We start from the raw sequence: 18,366 nt of genomic DNA on the forward strand, positions 1-18,366 counted from the left end.
CCCAAAACGATCACCATGCCAATATCTGATTATTTTCAAGCAGAAAACTTAGAAATCATTTCTTCAGAGGAGGGAATAGCAATAAAGGGTCCAATTGATTTTAAAGACATCAATAAGTTTTATGAAGCTTTAAAGGGACTTGTCAATGACTATCTTGTAACAATTGATGATGACCTGGCCGAGATATTCAAGTCTTTGTTCCCCGATATCGAATTACCGGAACTGCCTTTGATCATTACTGAATTTAGTTTGATCAAGGCAACAGAAGAAACCCCGTCTCAGCTTTACTTCTCTCTTATTTTCCAGGATTGGGAATGGGTGATTTTCCCCAAAGACAAAGACAATGAAAATGAGGAAGACTATTTCACCATAAAAGAAATTAGTATTGATGTTGCCATTCTTGGAACCGAACCTTCTGCTATACTTCAGGGGATTGTAGATTTTGAAGGAATTGAGCTGCTCGCCACAGTGGAATTGCCAAGTCTATATATGGAGCTGGCCTTACAAGATCCGAAAACAGATACTGGGCCCTCTCCTATTCAATTACTAAAAAGATTCGATTTTGACCCCGAAAAAGAATTAGCCGGAAAAACTGAAAATGGATTAAATAAACAATTAAAATTATCACAATTATTAGTCCGAGCAATGCCCCGGGATCGGATATTTACCCTGAACCTTAGCATTGATAATATTGATTTGGATATCCTTCATTTGAATCTTGCCACAAATATTTCCTATAATCCAGGTAAAATTTATTTTGAGTTTTTTGCCAATCTCGACTTCGATGGCATCAAAAACACTCCCTCCTTTTCCATTCCCATAAAAGCAGTTTTTGACCATAAAGAAGCAGGGAATGAAATGAAGTTCGAGGGCGGCATCTCCCTGCGTAATTTCACCCTGCTCGAAGTGATCGAAATCATCGGTAACAAACTGGGAGCACCCTTTGAATTCCCTACATTTTCAGAACAAAAACAGGATGCTTTAAGGCTCAACTATATGGCCGTGGCTTTTGAAACGCCCAGCTATAATTTCGAGTTCGAGATGGAACTCGTCAACCTGATCAGGGTGACCCACGCTGACAAACCAATTTTTTCGCTGGAGAAACTGCTGCTGCATCTCGATTACTCCAATGACGAAAATGGTAAAAAAGAGCTGCTCGGTCTGATCGCTTGTGAAATGAATATCGTTGATGGACTTCAGTTGATCGCAACAGCTGAAAAAGATCCTGAAGGCTGGGAGTTTACCGCAGAAATTGACAAAGACTGGGATGTGATCACCTGGGCAGCAGGTATTTTCGGACTCACTCCTCCACCGGGACTCGCAGACTTTAAAATAAAAAAAGGAGCAAAGGTTACCTACCATACCGGCACCAAAGCCTTTTATGTGGCAGGCGAGTCTGAAGGAGCTATTACCATTCCGCTCGGAAGTGCTTCCAATCCATTATCCATTTCAGATCTTAGTTTTTCTTTTGGCAGGAATGAAGATAAAGAAACTGAATTTGAATTTTCAGGAAAAACCACTCTCGATAAAAATGGGACCGGTAAACCTCTGGAAATAGAAGTTAACATAAAATACGAAGATGGTGACTGGAGTTTTGAAGGAATGACAGGAAGGAAAGGAAGTAAAACCCTTGGCAATAAAATACAGCTTGGTAAAATGCTGGAATCGGCCTTTGACAGCACAAGTATTAGCTTACCAACACCAATACGGGAATTCTCTGCTTCTGAAATCGGAATAAGTTACCATACCAAAGATAAAAAATTCAACCTCTCAGCTTTAGTGGAAACGGAAGGGTTTCCGATGGAAGGTGTTGATGCCTCTTTGAGGCTGAATTTCAACTACCAGGGAGGGGGAACATCAGCACTTGGGGTATCCGGGAAAATGGATCTCAAAAATAAATCCGGAGAAGTTTACCAGTTTGCCCTCGCCTTTGGAAAATCAGCCGACAACAGTACTTTTCTCGCCAGCTACCAGGGGCATCTTACCTTCAAAAAGGTGATCAGCATTCTATCCAATGATATTGCTAAAGGAATGCCCATCTGGCTGAACCCCGAAATGAACGGGGCTCACTTTATCGTTACCATTCCTTCCAAAGCGGAAAAAGGTAAAAAGAACCGGGTGATCTTTCTGTTGAAAGGAAACCTGGAATTCAACCCCAGTAACCTCGAACTTGTAGGGAAGTTCTTGCCGGATGAAAAAGTGAAGGTCGACCTTACCATGAACATTGTTACCCAGGCTCTGAAAGAAGAAAAGGAAATCGGCACCATACAAATGATGGTAAGAGACCTCGACCTGGATGATGTTATCAAAATTCCAGATGAAGGACAAGAAGCCGGATTCAGCATAACTGCCAATATTGGCGAAAGTTCCATATTGCCTAAATTTGATGGGTTAAACTTTTCGACAATAACTACGGGCGGAAAATCCGAGGAACAAGGCAATAAACCATCTAGCAAAACCGAATGGAAGGAACCCAAACAAAAACAATTCGGCCCGGTCTTCATCAAAAAATTCGGCGTCACGCTGGAAGAAGGGAAATTCAAAGTCCTTGTCGACGGGGGCATGACCCTGGGAGGTTTCACCTTCCGTCTGTTGGATCTGGCAGTCAGAATTCCTTTGTCCATGCCATTCGATCCGTCGGGTATTGATTTTGGCCTGGCAGGATTGGAGTTACGCTATAAAACGGCCACTGCCTCGATTTCAGGGGCCTTCCTTTCCGAAAAAGTATTGGTCGATTATAATGGCGAGAAAATCCTGGTCAACGGCTACTTCGGGGAGGCCATGTTAAGGTTTCAGGACAAATCTTTTACGGCAATGGGAAGTTATATCAACCATCCCGTTGATCCGTCCTTTTTCCTCTATGCTGTGGTGACCATGCCTATTGGTGGCCCATCCTATTTTTACGTCAACGGATTTGCATTGGGTCTGGGCATCAACAGCCGCCTGATGATCCCTGAAGTGGATAAGGTTCGTGATTTTGTGCTGGTCAAATCGGCCTTTAATGAATCGCAGTTTTCCGATGCGTTGCCCGAGAGTAACCTAAAGCTCATGCAAAGGGATATTGTGCCTGAAGCAGGCTCTTACTGGATTGCGATTGGCCTTAAAGTCATGCACGTCAAGATACTGCAGTCCTTTTTCCTGGCGACCGTCGAATTTGGCAATAGAGTTGAGATCAACCTATTAGGACTTACCAAATTGATTCTTCCTCCCCCCGGCGATAGTATTGTCAAAGCAGAATTACAAATAAAAGCCAGGTTTGTCCCCGACGAAGGTACGCTAACCATTGAAGGCAGATTAAGCGAAGATTCTTTCATCTTAAGCCCCGATGCTCATCTCACGGGTGGTTTTGCCTTCTTTGCATGGTTCAAAGGGAAAAAAGCTGGTGACTTTGTCCTTTCCATGGGAGGGTATCATCCTAAATTTAAGAAACCACCTCATTACCCTACCGTTCCAAGGTTGGGTGTCAATTGGCAAGTCACTAAAAACATTTTAATTAAGGGAGGAGAATATTATGCCTTAACACCCAATTCTTTCATGGCAGGAGGCCGTCTGGAAGCCAGTGCAGAAGTAGGTCCGGTAGAAGCCTTTTTTATTGCCGAAGCACACTTCCTGGTGAATTTCAGCCCTTTCCAATACGAAGGTTTTGTCAATGTAAGCCTTGGGGCAACCTTTTATTTCTTAGGCAAACATACCGTCAGAGTAAGTGCAGGGGTAGAATTGTGGGGACCACCATTCGCTGGGAAAGCTGTAGTGGACCTTGGGTTAATCGATGTGGAGATCGAATTTGGACCAGCGAAAAAACCGGCTCTGCCAATTTCCTGGCAATCCTTTTCCACTCAATTCCTGCCGCCAAAAGAAAAAACACTGATGATAGAAACCAGCAATGGTTTGGTGAAAGAACTGGATAGATCAGCTAACCCTGAGAACCTGGACTGGATCGTCAACCCGGCAACTTTAATTTTATCCTTTGAAACTGGGATTCCTACCCAATCCATTGAAATAATAGGTGCCGCAAAAACAGAAGATGAAGTTGGAATAATACCTGCTGGCAAGGATAATAAACCCTGGAAAATCGGCATTGCGCCAATGAATTTGACCAGCGACTATTATAGTTCCAAAATGACCATTGAGGTTTTTAAAGGAACGGACTCGGTATCCGAAAAATTTCATTTTCATGAGCAACCTACCTATCGAAGGGAACCAAAGGCGTTATGGGGGAAATTCCAAGATAAAGAACTAGATGGTTCACAATCCCGAATGGAAGAATCGCTTGCAGGAATCAGCATTATTCCAATTGTTCATAAACCAGAAAAAACGCTTGAAATTTCAGTTAAAAGCCTCTTGTGGGGAGCTCCTGAAAATCGAGAAGTAAAAATGGTTTTGGGGGAAATCCAGCCAGGGAAAAAATTCGATACCGAAAGAATAATCGATACCGTCACCACCCCCGAAAAGAGTCATTTAAATGCATTTAAAAATTTAGGCATAGGTTTCGAGGATCCGGATGATTTTACACTGGATGAATCTGAACTTAAAATGATGGAATCCCAATTGACTTATAAAACTACCGGATCAATTTTAATACCTTAAATCATGGCAGATAAAAAAATAGAAAGCGAATTAACATCAGGAAATATTCGGTTTGTCCAAAACTATCGACCAGCATTGGAAGCCGGATCTTACAGGATAGAAACAAAACAAACGGTAGAAAGTACATACCCTGAGGGGTCTCTCCTGAAAGGCCACCCCTATTTCCCTGAAATTCCTAAGGGAACTGAATTCTATGCTGAAAAGCAATTCTACGTCCGAGGAGAACGGTTTAACTTCAAACCTATTAACATCGATTCCGTATTTCCTCCCGATATGAGCCTGGGGGATTTTGAAGATACTTTACCACACCTTGTTTTCAATAATCTGACCTTACCCTGGGAAAGGAACTTGATTATGTCCGGAGATGAAAATACTAATCTAAAGACTGAGGACCTCCAATCAAAAAATGGGGATTACCCTCCTTGGATGGCCCTTTTTCTGTTTGATGAAGATGACCCAGCCCCTGTTCCCCGTAAAATACCTGTTCGGGAACTTCTCGAATTAAAAAATGAACCACCTCAAGGTATTTGGTTTCCACCTGCTTTTGAGCTGGAATACGGAGAGAATCCTAATGAAGAATGCACCATCATTGATGTACCCAAGGCCCTTTTTATGGAAATTTGTCCCAGTATCGAAGATTTAAAATTATTGGCACATGGAAGAATCGTAAAGGTAGATAATAAAGCCAAAGATAAAAGTCGTGAACTATCAGGAGAGTACTCAGTGATCATTGGGAACCGATTACCTAATAAAGGAAAAGAAAGTATGGTACACCTGGTGTCTCTTGAGGGGTTTGTTGATGCCATAAATGACCCTGAAAAAAAATTAAAGGATTTTCATCATGTTAGAATGGTCAGTTTTAGAAAATGGCGTTTTTCATGTAATGATCGCCCTGAATCGTTCTCACAGCTGCTATTAAACCTCAATAAGCAGAAAAAAGAACTAATTAAACCTGCTCAAGAAAACGAAAAAAAACCAAAAAACCCTTTGGACCTCCCTTTGCTTAAATTAAACTCTGCAAAAGCCCCTGAAACCAAAGTCGAAAAACAAGTTCAGGAATGGTTGGATGCCGGTTATGTGCCCATGAATCACCAACTCAGGCAAGGGCATAATACAGTTTCCCTGTACAGAGGGCCCCTGGTTCCTTTAAAGGTTCCCGCTTATTTAGGTATTTCCTATACCAACCAGGATGAATTGTATTATCGAGATCCTGTCACCAATTTCCTGGACCTATCCTATGCTTCTGCCTGGCAACTCGGACAATTATTAGGATTGAAGAATCAGGAATTCGCCCAAAATTTATATAAATGGAAACGAAGTACAAAGCTTGCTGAAATCAGGAAATGGGAACAAAAATTACTCGAAGCAGAACTAAACGTCATCCCTAACGAAACTGGAATGCTATTACCGCTGGAGGATTCAAAGAAGAAAATTAAAGACACTCCATTGAAATCAAACATCGAGACTATTCGTGATAACAAAAAGAATCCCAGCCCATTCAAAAGAAACCAACCAAAAGAACCGGAAAGTCCTGCTACCCTTGAAAATTTACCGGATGAAGTAAATAGCTTCCTCGAAGAATTGGACGCATTACATCATGTGCCTTTCCATTATCTGGTTCCGGAACCAGAAATGCTGCCTTCCGAATCCCTGAAATTCTTTTACCTGGACCGTAATTGGACCAGAGCTTTAAGGGCAGGAGCCCTGAGTATTGGTGATTTCGTTAGGAAAAGGGAGGATGAATCCCGAGAGTATATATTAAAAATATTGGTCATTTGCCCGGAAGATAAAGCCAGCGACTATATCGAAATGGGCGCAGATTATGCCGGCCTGGATCAATACCTTAACAAGATCAAAAAGGATGGCTGGCGTGATTTTGATTTGATCCTTTTTGATAGAAGCCTAGAGTCGAAAACGGCAGATTTTCAGGAAATCCTCGACTTATTGACTATACAAATGCCTTTGGACCAATATTGGGTTCCTGGTAATCATCCAAATAATCTCATCTCAAATATCCGGGAAAATTTTCAACTCGAAAAAACAGCTAAAATATTGCTGGCTCTCAGCCCTCGAATGAAACAAAAAGTGAAACCAGTACCTGATGACAATGATTCTGATGTTATACATGGTTTTCTTTTACGGAGTTCCGTTCTGGTCGGTTGGCCGGGGATGGAAATATTGATTAATGCACCCAAGTCTAATGAAAGTAATGAATCCCAACCGGCTCAGTTTGTTCGTATTGAACGTATGGCACCGGATATTGCCCTCGTGATGTTCAAAGGGGATATTCAAACCGTAACATTCCGGGAACCGGGGGAAGGCTTGCATTTTGGTGTTGATCTAAAAAGTGGATCTCCAAAGAAAGCATTCCGGGAATTGACGGGAGAGGCAGGTTTTATTAAAGACACCGAAGACAATAATATTATTGAAAAACCACTTGACCCGAATGAACACAACGTAATCGGTATGGAGGATCTTAGAAAAAAAATTCTTGGTGACTCCGACCTCAAAAAAGCATATTCCTCGTTTACAACCGCTGAATTTGCTTTCGTTATGGTGGAAGGAGTAGACAATGTCATTTTTGATTTAAGTGAAAACAAAATAGGTACTGTAAAGCTGGAACCGGTTACCCAAAAACCACCGCCACCGCCTGCAAGAAGAGGTAGCGGTAGAGGTGAACGGGGAGCAAGCAGTAGAAGGAGGGTATAAATCCTATGATATTAAATCATTATCGAGGTTGCCTGATTAGCTGCATTTCAACATTATCAATTAAGAAACAAACATGGAAGATCAATATTATTATTTAAGGATTCCCATTGACCTGGATTGTTATCCGGTATATGAAGAAACGCGGAATGACACCTACACCTTTGCCGGACAACTGGCTGATTTCTCCATGTTGCCTCATCGGGGGAGTCCGGACGAAGAACAATGTATTGCCCCCCGATTGAGCCCTTATATAAGTGAAGACCTGGTTTCCAAACCTTTTGAATCCACTAGCGTCCCTTTAAGAGAAGGCATCCATGTACATTGGGCCCTTCCAAAAGCTTTACGCACCGCCATTTTTACAGACATGGAGGATGAAAAGGCAACAGTCCATTATCGCCCTGTTCCTAATCGTTGGATGATCAGGAGAAAAGTCTTTAAAAATGGATCTGAAATAAAAACATACAAAAAAACCTTTATCCTCGAAAGTGATCTTTTATCAAAAAATAATCCGGGCAACAGTAATGCTTTCCCTTATAAACCAGAAAATTTCCAAAAAGGAGACCTGCTTTTCAGGTATTTAGGTAAACTGTGGCCTTATGAAAAGGAAGACGATATTAGTGCTTTCAAAAAAGAGGAAGAAGAGAAGTTATACCTTAAAGATTTGAATGCACTTGGATATGGAGATCCACTATTTTCTGCTTATTACCCTGAATGCAGGAATGTTTTTGGTTTTCATGACTCGTTTGCTGATATTGACCTTGCCAAAGAAGAAGGGTTAATGGCTTCCTATCAGGTTATCGGATGGTATAGTGATCCCGAAAAAGATCCTTTTTTCAATGGTAGTATCAACATAAAAGAATCGGATCCGTCTGAATTCAATGCGGATAATATTGAGGAAACCATTGCAGCCAGGAATAAACAATATTTCCTGGAAGATGGAACGGGAGCCTCTTTTGACTGGGACATTGTTTTCGAACAGGCAGCCTTTGATCCCGACAACATTGACCCTTATGACGAACGTATTTTCGGCAGATCGCTCTATTGCGGTGTAATTAAAAAAATCCCCGTCAACCCAACAGAACCCGAAAAATATAAAACCAAGTCTGACAACCAGACCGCAATGACCCAAACGAGGATTTCCATCGGCAATACACCCGGACAGGCATTGGCAGCGTTGCTGGCCAACACTACCGAAGGGGCTGACGTCCAAAGTATGGAATTGATGCTGGATGCACTCCAGTTGGGGCTATTGTCTCAATCCGATCAGGCCGACCTTATTGCTAAAATAGATAATGGTATGCACCAAGCTTCCTTCACCCCTGAAGCAGGAGGGCATACATGGCAGATCAGAACAAAAAAACCCGAACCGGTCTCCGGTCAAAAGGAAACACCTCCCTTGAAATCCATGACCCAGGAAGACCTCTCCTACTGGAACAAAAGGTTGACGGATCTAAATAAAATGCAGCAAGAATCTGATGACATTCAGTTTAAGATAAATGATGAACAAATTCAGCTTTATGCCGATTGGTATAAATACATGATAACAGAATACAACCTTCGTTTGGGACCAATAACCAGGGAAAACAGAGTGAACGATATCCGTCACTATCTTGGGAAACAAATGGAACACCTCACCGCTCAATTTTTCCGCCTGGAACAATTGGAAATGGATATTGAACTCCAGGTCGAAGAATTGAACAACGGTTTTGAAAGCTGGAATAATAAAGTGGATACTCCTAGGTGGCAATACAAATTATTAAAAAAACCAGCAGCTCGTTTTTGGAAGCCTGCCGAACCGGCCATTCTGTTTCATGGAGATAATATTAAACATTCCCCACGATACAACAAGGAGGAACCCACCTCGGGTACCATCCTTTTATTGGAAGAATTTTTGTCAGATAGAAATCCATCCGCGACGGAACAAGTCCGTAATATTTTTGACAATGATGCCTTGTTGAATAAGTTGTTTGATTTCACCTCAGAGGAACATGACTTCAGCGGTATTTCCTGGGGACCATTATTTCTGGACTGGCAGGTAAGAATCACTCCGGTAACTAAACCTTATGATAAACATGGCAATCAACAGCCTTGGTCAACAGCGTCTGTTATTGAAAAATTTGACTTATCATCAGGTGAAATTGACTTGCACAGAACCAATATTGAAAAACAACCTGATGGGGAGGAAGTCCAGATTTTTGATGGGCGCTCCATTCTGACCTCGGGAGCTCATAAAAGCCTCATTCAAGCGGTTGAAGATGGTCTAAAATCCATTAATGGAGAAATCGAAAAAGAAGAGGATCGAAAATTAATCAAATCACTAAAAGACAAAGAAGTTCTTTCCCAAAATCTTAGCGGCCTTAATGACGCCTTTGCTATGCACAAACAGATCCTGCAATTGGATGTTTTTGATCCTCTGGCAGATAACCTCGTCCTGGATAATTTCACTAATAACCTTTTGAAGAAAATGATCGGCAATGGCAATAAGGTTTCGCCCCTGCCATCCAATCTATTCATGCCCATCCGCGACGGCTGGATGAGGGTGAGTAAATTAAGACTCGTGGATTGTTTCGGGCAATACTCGCAGTGGGAGCACAAAGACCGGGTCCAGGACTCAAAAGGATCCTCCAATTCAAAACAGGCCTACCCTGATGTGATCATCGCCGAAAGCCTAAAGCCAAGTGGGGACGAGCACCCTGACAAAAGACGGTTTGCAGCTTATCTGCCTCCTCGCCTTGTGCAACCGGCCAGGATCAATTTTTCTTTGTTAAGTGCAAATGATGATGAACTTACAGAAAACCACACTGAATTCAACCCTGTCTGTGGCTGGATATTGCCTAACTTTCTTGATGAATCTTTATATGTGTATGATGAAGCAGGCAAAGCCATCGGAGTGCTTCAATTACAAACCCAAAGAGGAGGAGAACAAATTATCAACTGGGTAAAACCTCCCGGGGAAACAACTTTTGAATCCATTGAAAATCCCCTGTTAAAAAATTGGGTGGACTTTTTCCAATCACAAGATGGAAGTTACCTGGAGGAATTCAACCGTTTATGTTTCGAATCTTTACAAAACATCGACCCGGAGAATTTTGCCAGCTTTACGGGCATCAATATGTTGATGGGCAGGCCATTGGCTATCGTAAAAGCTTCCATTGGTATGGAATTGAAAGGAGTGCCAATGAAGAATCAAAGCTGGAAATCAAGGTTAAAAGCTTATGCTGGTGATGACTATGGTCAAACAATGAACTTTGAGAGTGTTCAATTTCCTATTCATTTAGGAGATGTTTCTCAATCCAATGATGGCCTGGTAGGTTTTTATGCAAAATATGATGAAGACCCATGTTTTGAAGAATTCTATTGTTCCTTTTCGGAAAATGAATTTGGCCCTAAAGGTATGCCTGAAATTGTTCAACAGTTTATAAAGGATGAAATGGCCAAGATAAGCAATGCAATAGAACTGGCAATTCTTGATCTAAAATCCAGACACGATGAAGACAGGCTCGCATTATTGAAACAAAAAGGAAGTTATTCCGATGAGAAAAAGTTAGCTGAAATTGCAGACATGAATGCAGCAAAACGAAAAATCAAGGAATTCGAGGACATCCTGAATCCATTCAAAAAAGAGTCTCTAAATCAGTTAAAGGAAGCTGAAGAAGCTAGTGGTAAATTGTTTTATAAAAAGCCAAAAAAAGATTACTTCAACATTTCTTGTAGCTCAAGTGATAAATTCGAAGTGGTGATGGTGATAGACCCCCGAGGAAAGGTACACCTGACTTCAGGAATCTTGCCCGTAAAATCCATCCAACTGGACCAAAACGCCATCGCGGAAGCACTTAGCCGGATTGAAACAGCTTTCCTGACTACGCCTATTTTGACCCCAGGTAATCCATTGCTCATTCCTACTATAAATGATGCAGAAATGTCCTGGTCGTGGTTGGAACAGAACAAACCCAATAATTGGGAAGAAATCCCTCCAGGTAAAATCAAACAGCCCTCAGAGCAATTTGTCCCCTTTGTGGACAAACTAAAACTAAAGGAAGGTTGGTTAAAAATTAATTCTAAAAACACTAAAGATCAATAGATATGAATCCTTATGTAAAAATCAAGGAGATAAATACCCATATTTCCAAAAGCCTAAGCATTACTCTGGAAAACCCTGTCAGTAAAGGGAAAGCAACGCCTCCCCTCTTTATCAGTCAGAGCCAACAAAACCCCGAGCACCTTAATCAATTGATTGTTAAAATAACAAATCAAAGTGATACGGATCTAATTATAAAAAAGGATCAATCCCCCGACCAAAGTATTATTTCTATGCTAAAAACTCCTTTGTTTGGATTTTTTGGTAAAACCACCTCCTCCTTTATTGATCCGAAAGCAGAGAACGATATCGGATGGTCCTTTGGTCTCGATTTTTCTGACTTCATGGAAGCAGACCAGCAGGCTTTGTTAAAAATATCAGTCCAGGGCCAGGAGGATAATTTTGAAGTACTGGAACTACAAAAGGAATCCAATTACCCTGGTTCAATATGGACCATTAGATACAACAACCGGGATGAGGATTTTATATTCAAAAGCGATGAGGTGCTGACCATCCTCGTCGAAAACATGGCAGTTTATCAAAGACCAAGCTTACGCTACCTTGATTTTCATTATCGCGATTCAGAAACGAAAGATGCGCTGGCTTTTATTCAGCATTCGATTTTACTCAAACGCCCGGCCAATTATGTAAGCCCTCCTTTCCCATTGGTAACCTACTGGCTGGACAATCATAATACCGTTTACATTTCCACTCCTAATCTGGAGATAGAAAATGAACTGAGCTTTGCCATCAGCAATATTGGTCTAAACAAATTGGAGTTAGATTGCAGGCAGGATGTGAGGGAAAGCCCCTATTTTGAACTGATAATCCTTGGAAAAAAAGATGACGAAGGGGATAAAGAGGATAATAAAAAGGATAAAAACCCAGGGTTCCTGGTAGGGGAAAAAGCGATAAAAGATATTCAGCTGGAAATAGACAATGATAATTATGGGAACCATTGGACCCACCATAAAATGATACAAGGCCCTGTCGTTACCTGGCGTATTGAACCCAGACTTTTTAATGATGATGGCATACGTAATAAAACCATCATGGGTATTGAAGAAAAAGGAAATATTTCTTTCCGGTTTAAACAAATTGAAACTTTGGGGATAGAAGGCATCTCTATGATGTATTTGAGGTATTATAACATTCCTGATTTTGATGATGGCCAAATGGTTCTGTTTGTTCAGAAACAACTCCCAAAAGGTTCTATTCCTATGGCAGGAATCGAAAGCAAATACCTTGAACCAAAATCCAACGCAACCAAAAAACCTTATATCACTCCACCCATAAAATGGGAAATATACCCCACCGGAGAAGATACAACAGAAACGAAAGTTATCCTGGGGAATAAGGTGGGGATTGGTACAAATAATCCGGGAGCAGAACTTGAAGTGCTTGGTAACCTTCATGTGAAAAATGGGGATTCAGGAGCCACCCCGGATTTCAACAGAGCTTATGCTGTTTTTGAACACGGTGGTGTTTATAAATACATCAGTTTATTATGTCCTCAGGGACATGAAAATGGTTTCATTTTCAGCCAAAAAGGTAAAGATGCTGAAGATGCCGGGATCTATTATAACCTGGCAGACGGTACAGGCAATGGCCTTCAATTTCGGGTGGGTGGTAATAAAAAGACCATGACCATTGCTCATGACCAAAAAATTGGAATTGGGACAACCTCACCCAAAGAAAAAATTGAAATTAAAGACGCCAAACCCGTAATTTCATTCCACAATCCCAATAAATCCACCTTCAAAATAGGTACAGATGAAAAAGTATTCAAAATTGCCGCGATGGATGGTAGTAAAGGGGGGCACGATGGGGATTTCAACGAAAATAATGACACCGTAATATCCTTAACCCAAGAGGGTAAAGTTGGAATAGGTACTCATAAGCCATGGGAAAGATTGACGGTACAAGGTAATGCATACATATCCGGGGAATTACAAACGAGGGCAATAGTTTCAGATCAAGTAAAAATCCATTCAGGGAAAATCATTTTATCATGCGATTATAGAGATCTGTTATTAGAAGGAAACGAACCGAATGTTCAATTGGATCCAATTGAAATTACCCGAGGAGATATTATCCCTTCAAAATTTAAAGAAGGTACAATTCCTGTGACAAAAAAAAAGGGGGAAAGAGGTTCAAGACTGGGAAAAAAAGAACAACCCTTTCAAGAGATCCACTGCAAAATCGGATATTTTGAGGATATATCCTATAAGGGAAAAAAATTGTCAGAAAGCCCTTTTAGTGGAATGTGGACAGCTTCGGATTTCTCTCTTAAAAAGGAAATCGGCCCTCTAGATAAAACATTCAATGCCTTAAAACTGATCAATAACTTAAACCCTGTAAGCTATTTCTGGGCAGAAAAAAACCCTTTTGACCTGGAAATCCCCGAAGATGTTCTTCTTAAAAAACAATACGGGTTCATTGCTAATGAGGTAGAAAAAATCCTGCCGGAAATCGTTAAACGGGAAAATGAAGAATCTCCGCGCAAACTCAACTACCAGGCCCTCAATACCATCCTCTTTCAGGCGGTGAAGGATCAGCAGAAGATCATTGACGGTCTGCAAAATGAAGTTTCGGACCTAAAAAAGGGACAGCAGACCATGAGGCAGGAACTGGATGAGTTAAAGGCACTGATCGGACAAATGGCCAAAACAGTTTTGGGATAAAATTTAAAATGCGGTTGGATTGATTGGGTAAAAGAGGAAGCGCAGGATAATCGTCTCAGGTATTTCTAAAGTATGTCCTATAAATCCTCTTCCTCGGATAAAACCCCAAAAAAATAGCCGGATAAAGCAGCAAGGTAAACAGGATATTCCTGCCTTCGAAAGTAATGTCATCGATAATCCAGGAGGAGTCTTCCGTTATTTTCCGCACGATATGTTTGTGTTTCCAGTATTTCAACGGAAAGGGAAGCAGGGTACCTTCATCGGTAAAATAAGCTTCGTCAGCATTGATCTCATCTTCTGTTATAAGGCTGACCCAGTCGGCTTTTACCGGACTCAGAAAACGAATATGTACCTTGTCTCCTTTTTGGGAACCGGTGAATTCGACGATTTCCATTTTGGCCATTCCGGGCGCCAGGGCCTCGAAAAGCTGCCGGTCGAAGCGGGTTATTATGTTCTTGTAATGGCCATTGACCCGGGTGCTGAGTTGAATATGCATCATATCAATTTATTTGGACTGTTGCCGGTCAGGATTTCCCCTGGGTTAATTTAAGATAGACATTTTGCATCGTCATCTTCAGCCATTCTTCGAAGGTATCCTGTTGAAGATGGTCTTTATGCTTGATGGCTTGGTGAGCCGTTTCGTGATAGAGGAAACGGGAGGCGTCAAAGTCGTTGACCAGTTTGTGGGCAAGTCTCTGAATAAACGGCCTCTTTTGATTAAATTGTTGGTAGAAGTCTTGTGTTGTCATAATAATAGAAACACGGACTAAATAATTTTGTTTAATTAATTTAAAAAAATATTAAACAAAAAAATCTTCTTGCTTCCAACCTTTGACGAGGCACTCGGACTTAAAAACGGCCTTTTTTAGAGAGGGAAATCACCCGAAGCCACATTCACAGCAGCTTCGGGTAATTTTAGTGATTGCAGGGCTTCAAAACCCCTGCTTCATGTTATTTAGACCAATCCGTCGATCAGGGCGAACAAACCTGCGAGGATAGCAAGACCTAATACGCCCATGAAGTAGTAAAAGGACAGTCTATTGATATCTGATTTCATTGTGTTATAATTTTCCGATGCGTTTATGCCAGATCATCCGGGGACGGAACCCCATAATGTCGTGCCATAAACACACCTAATGATATGAATAAATGACACCCAATACCTTTACACGGCATAAGAGCCGGGCAGCAGTATTTACGTGAATGATAAAAAGGAAGGAAAATCCTTAACTGTGGGCTATTTTCAGACAATGAAAAAGCAGGAAAAGACGCTGAAACTGCTCTCCTTTTTTGTGGGAGCGAGCCAGATCATACGGAAGCTTTCCACTAAAACAGAAATACCCCCGACCATCGGGTGATTTACCGAAACTGAAGGCATCTTCCTGTTGATCCTCCGTATCCTTTTCCAGGAATGCTTCTTTCTCAGGAGGAATATTTTGAAAGGAATAACGGTCGGTAGTTGAGCCATTATCCCCCATAGTGGCTTCGACATGATCCAGGGGCAAAGGAAAGCTATAGGCTCCCCCTATCGAACTTATCAGGATAAGAACGATGAGTAAAAAATCCCCCAATTGCCAAAAGCGTCTTTTCATGGCGCAAAGCTACATTATTGGCAAGGATTTGTCAATAGGAAAATGTCACATCATGATAGAGCAATCAGACCTCCGGGACTTTAACAAGTTCGGGAGCCGGAATCTTGAATACTAAAGCGATTTAAAATCATTACTGCCCACCATTACTTTAAAGCTGGTTCTGAAACAAATACCCCCTAATATTGAAACATCTCCCATTAAAGAATTTGCCTGGCAGGCATTATCTTTGGCATTGAATAAAATATTTGCAAAAATGAAAATCAAGATCTACATCCTGTGTTTGTTCCTGAGCTCTAGTTTTATGATTCAGGCCCAGGACAACTACCATACCTCCCTGCAAACTTCCCTGCAAAGTAACTTCGGCCTCCCCGCCGGAAGCTGGGTTTTTAATAATACCGAAGCCGCTAATTTAAACAGCGATTATGTCTATGGAGCCGTCACGGCCTCCAACCAGACCACCGTGATGCAGCCCTTTGCCCAAAAGGTGAATATCGTCGTCAACAGTGCCGGAGCCAATGCCTGGGATGCAGGCTACGGAATGAAAAACGTAAATACGATAAACAGTGGCGACGCCTGCCTGCTGATCGTCTGGCTGCGCTCCGCCACAGGCACCGGGCACGTCACCCTTTTTGTCGAAAACGCATCGACCTACGACAAAGAGGTGCTCCTGACCACGGATCTCTCGGACCAGTGGACACAATTCATAGTGCCTTTCGAGGCCAACACCACCTACGCGCCCAACGGACTCACTACAGGGCTGCACCTCGCCTGGCAGGCCCAAACCATTGAAGTGGGCGGACTGGCCATGCTCAATTACCATACTGCCGTCAATGTAGAGGACCTGCCCAGCGACACCAATAACGACCATTACGGCGGCTGGGAACCGGATGCGCCCTGGAGAGCTGAAGCCGCCTACAGGATAGAACAAATACGAAAAGCCAACCTTACCGTCAGGGTGGAAGATGCCGAAGGCAATCCCGTACCCGATGCTTCCGTCCAGGTGGAAATGCTCAGGCACGATTACGCCTTTGGCACAGCGATAGTGTCGCGCTTTATTGCCGGCAACAGCGGCCAGAATGAGACCTATGAATCCAAAATACTGGATCTCGACGGAGAGGGCCATGGTTTCAACTGGGTGGTCTTCGAAAATGGCCTCAAATGGCCGGGCTGGGAAAACAACTGGAACGGCCCCAAAACCGAAAAGGCCAACGCCGCCGAATGGCTTAGAGATCATGATATTAAAATCAGGGGACACAACCTACTGTGGCCGGGATGGAGCAACCTGCCCGGCGATATCCAGCAAAACCAGAATAACCACCAATACATCCGCGACCGCATTAGCAACCATATTGAGGAAATCGTCACTTATCCCGGTATCGCCGGCAATATTGCTGAGTGGGATGTGCTGAACGAGATCACCTCCAACCGTGACCTGGAATACACTTTCCAGGGAGATCCCGGCTACCCCACCGGCCGCGAACTTTACCGGGAAGTTTTCCAAAAACTCGCCGATGTCGACCCTGACACCAAAACCTACTACAATGATTATGTCACCATCAGCCAGGCCAATACGGGCGGCGGGTTGTACGACCTGAAAAAACAATTCATCCATGAAATGATCGACGCCGGCGTAAAACTGGACGGAATCGGTTTCCAGGGTCATATCGGCGGATTCCCTACTTCTATTTATTCCGTTTATGACATTTTAGAAGACTTCCATTCCACTTTTGGTCTGAAAGCCAAAATCACGGAATACGATACCAATCCCGCCATGAGTGATGATTTGTGCGCCACCTATCTTCGTGATTTTCTGACCATGGTTTTTAGCCATGAGAGCACCGACGGATTCATGATGTGGGGTTTTTGGGATGGAGCCCACTGGTACCAAAACGCACCTATGTTCCGGCAGGACTGGTCGCTTAAACCGGCAGGGCAGACGTTCATCGACATGGTTTTTAACGAATGGTGGACCAATGCATCCGGACAAACCGACAGCTCAGGAGAGTTTAAGGTGCGTGGTTTTAAAGGAAAATATAAAATCTCTGTTGATACAGGAAACGGGGTCATGACCGACACCATTGAAATGCTTACCAATGTAATCGTCGTCAAAACGGGAGAATCCCCTTTCGTGGTGGCCAACCAATCCATTGACAAGGACCCTTCTTTCAAAATTTACCCTAACCCTGCCAGGGATTTTATCAATATCGAAAAATCAACCCCGGAAAACGTGATGATCCGCATCATAGACATGACAGGGAGAGTCGTTTTTTCCAAAAAAATGAAAACAGAAAAATGCACCATCCCCTTAAATTTCGGGGCGGGAGTTTATGAAGTCATCCTGGAGAAAAACGGAAAAATTTATTCCGAAAGAATTATCGTGCAGTGAAAAAAGGTTAATTTAGATGCCTAGGTGAACATAAAAGCATAAAATTCAAATAAACCAAAAGCCTGCAACCGGGACTGGTTTCTTATGATGACCGGGCTTATCAAAAGCTGCTGGTGGAGGATCCACCAGGAAAATAATCCCGTATTATCCGGTCTTTTCACTGGCTTTTTAGTCCAAAATTGAGTATATTTATGGATTGCAAATGACGGCTTGCTGCATTTCTTCGGGTAGGTATTGTCATTTGGTCCCCCCCCTCGTGTTTTTCCGGAGGTTAAACAAACTTCTCCGCGCAAAACCAGCCAATAACATTAAGGAAATGCTCTCTTCTCT

Annotated in this window: 8 protein-coding genes; 5 read left to right on the plus strand and 3 right to left on the minus strand. The window is 42.4% G+C overall.

From position 1 onward, the window contains the following. Positions 1–15 precede the first annotated feature (15 nt). The 4 genes from H6571_24975 to H6571_24990 all read left to right on the plus strand — a co-directional run bounded on the left by H6571_24975 (position 16) and on the right by H6571_24990 (position 14,058). The gene (locus tag H6571_24975) at positions 16–4,587 is read left to right on the plus strand and encodes a hypothetical protein (GenBank protein ID MCB9327004.1); all 4,572 of its coding nucleotides are present in this window, start codon (positions 16–18) and stop codon (positions 4,585–4,587) included. A gap of 3 nt (positions 4,588–4,590) precedes the next feature. After that, positions 4,591–7,296 (plus strand): hypothetical protein, encoded by a 2,706-nt coding sequence (locus H6571_24980; protein ID MCB9327005.1) that lies wholly within the window; start codon positions 4,591–4,593, stop codon positions 7,294–7,296. 73 nt (positions 7,297–7,369) lie between these two features. Beyond that, on the plus strand, positions 7,370–11,377 hold the full coding sequence (locus H6571_24985; protein MCB9327006.1) for a hypothetical protein: 4,008 nt from the start codon (positions 7,370–7,372) through the stop codon (positions 11,375–11,377). Between the two features lie 2 nt (positions 11,378–11,379). Then, positions 11,380–14,058 (plus strand): tail fiber domain-containing protein, encoded by a 2,679-nt coding sequence (locus H6571_24990; GenBank protein ID MCB9327007.1) that lies wholly within the window; start codon positions 11,380–11,382, stop codon positions 14,056–14,058. A gap of 55 nt (positions 14,059–14,113) precedes the next feature. Here the strand turns inward: H6571_24990 and H6571_24995 are convergent, their stop codons facing one another. The 3 genes from H6571_24995 to H6571_25005 all read right to left on the minus strand — a co-directional run bounded on the left by H6571_24995 (position 14,114) and on the right by H6571_25005 (position 15,650). Continuing rightward, positions 14,114–14,557, minus strand: a complete 444-nt coding sequence (locus H6571_24995) for a hypothetical protein (GenBank protein MCB9327008.1) — start codon at positions 14,555–14,557, stop codon at positions 14,114–14,116. 25 nt (positions 14,558–14,582) lie between these two features. Further along, complete coding sequence (locus H6571_25000; protein ID MCB9327009.1) at positions 14,583–14,807, minus strand: hypothetical protein; 225 nt, start codon at positions 14,805–14,807, stop codon at positions 14,583–14,585. A gap of 477 nt (positions 14,808–15,284) precedes the next feature. After that, positions 15,285–15,650: a hypothetical protein gene (locus H6571_25005; GenBank protein ID MCB9327010.1), complete on the minus strand. Its 366-nt coding sequence runs from the start codon at positions 15,648–15,650 to the stop codon at positions 15,285–15,287. A gap of 253 nt (positions 15,651–15,903) precedes the next feature. Here H6571_25005 and H6571_25010 point away from each other — a divergent pair, with 253 nt between their 5' ends. Continuing rightward, positions 15,904–18,036: an endo-1,4-beta-xylanase gene (locus H6571_25010; protein MCB9327011.1), complete on the plus strand. Its 2,133-nt coding sequence runs from the start codon at positions 15,904–15,906 to the stop codon at positions 18,034–18,036. Positions 18,037–18,366: the final 330 nt, after the last annotated feature.

It is taken from the genome of Lewinellaceae bacterium (assembly GCA_020636105.1).
Lineage (GTDB): Bacteria > Bacteroidota > Bacteroidia > Chitinophagales > Saprospiraceae > BCD1.

Bases quoted from the DNA above. Each gene is read 5' to 3' on its own strand.
- H6571_25000 (MCB9327009.1), bottom strand. From the start codon at position 14,807: ATGACAACACAAGACTTCTACCAACAATTTAATCAAAAGAGGCCGTTT.
- H6571_24995 (MCB9327008.1), bottom strand. From the start codon at position 14,557: ATGATGCATATTCAACTCAGCACCCGGGTCAATGGCCATTACAAGAAC.
- H6571_24975 (MCB9327004.1), top strand. From the start codon at position 16: ATGCCAATATCTGATTATTTTCAAGCAGAAAACTTAGAAATCATTTCT.
- H6571_24985 (MCB9327006.1), top strand. From the start codon at position 7,370: ATGGAAGATCAATATTATTATTTAAGGATTCCCATTGACCTGGATTGT.
- H6571_24980 (MCB9327005.1), top strand. From the start codon at position 4,591: ATGGCAGATAAAAAAATAGAAAGCGAATTAACATCAGGAAATATTCGG.
- H6571_25010 (MCB9327011.1), top strand. From the start codon at position 15,904: ATGAAAATCAAGATCTACATCCTGTGTTTGTTCCTGAGCTCTAGTTTT.
- H6571_25005 (MCB9327010.1), bottom strand. From the start codon at position 15,650: ATGAAAAGACGCTTTTGGCAATTGGGGGATTTTTTACTCATCGTTCTT.
- H6571_24990 (MCB9327007.1), top strand. From the start codon at position 11,380: ATGAATCCTTATGTAAAAATCAAGGAGATAAATACCCATATTTCCAAA.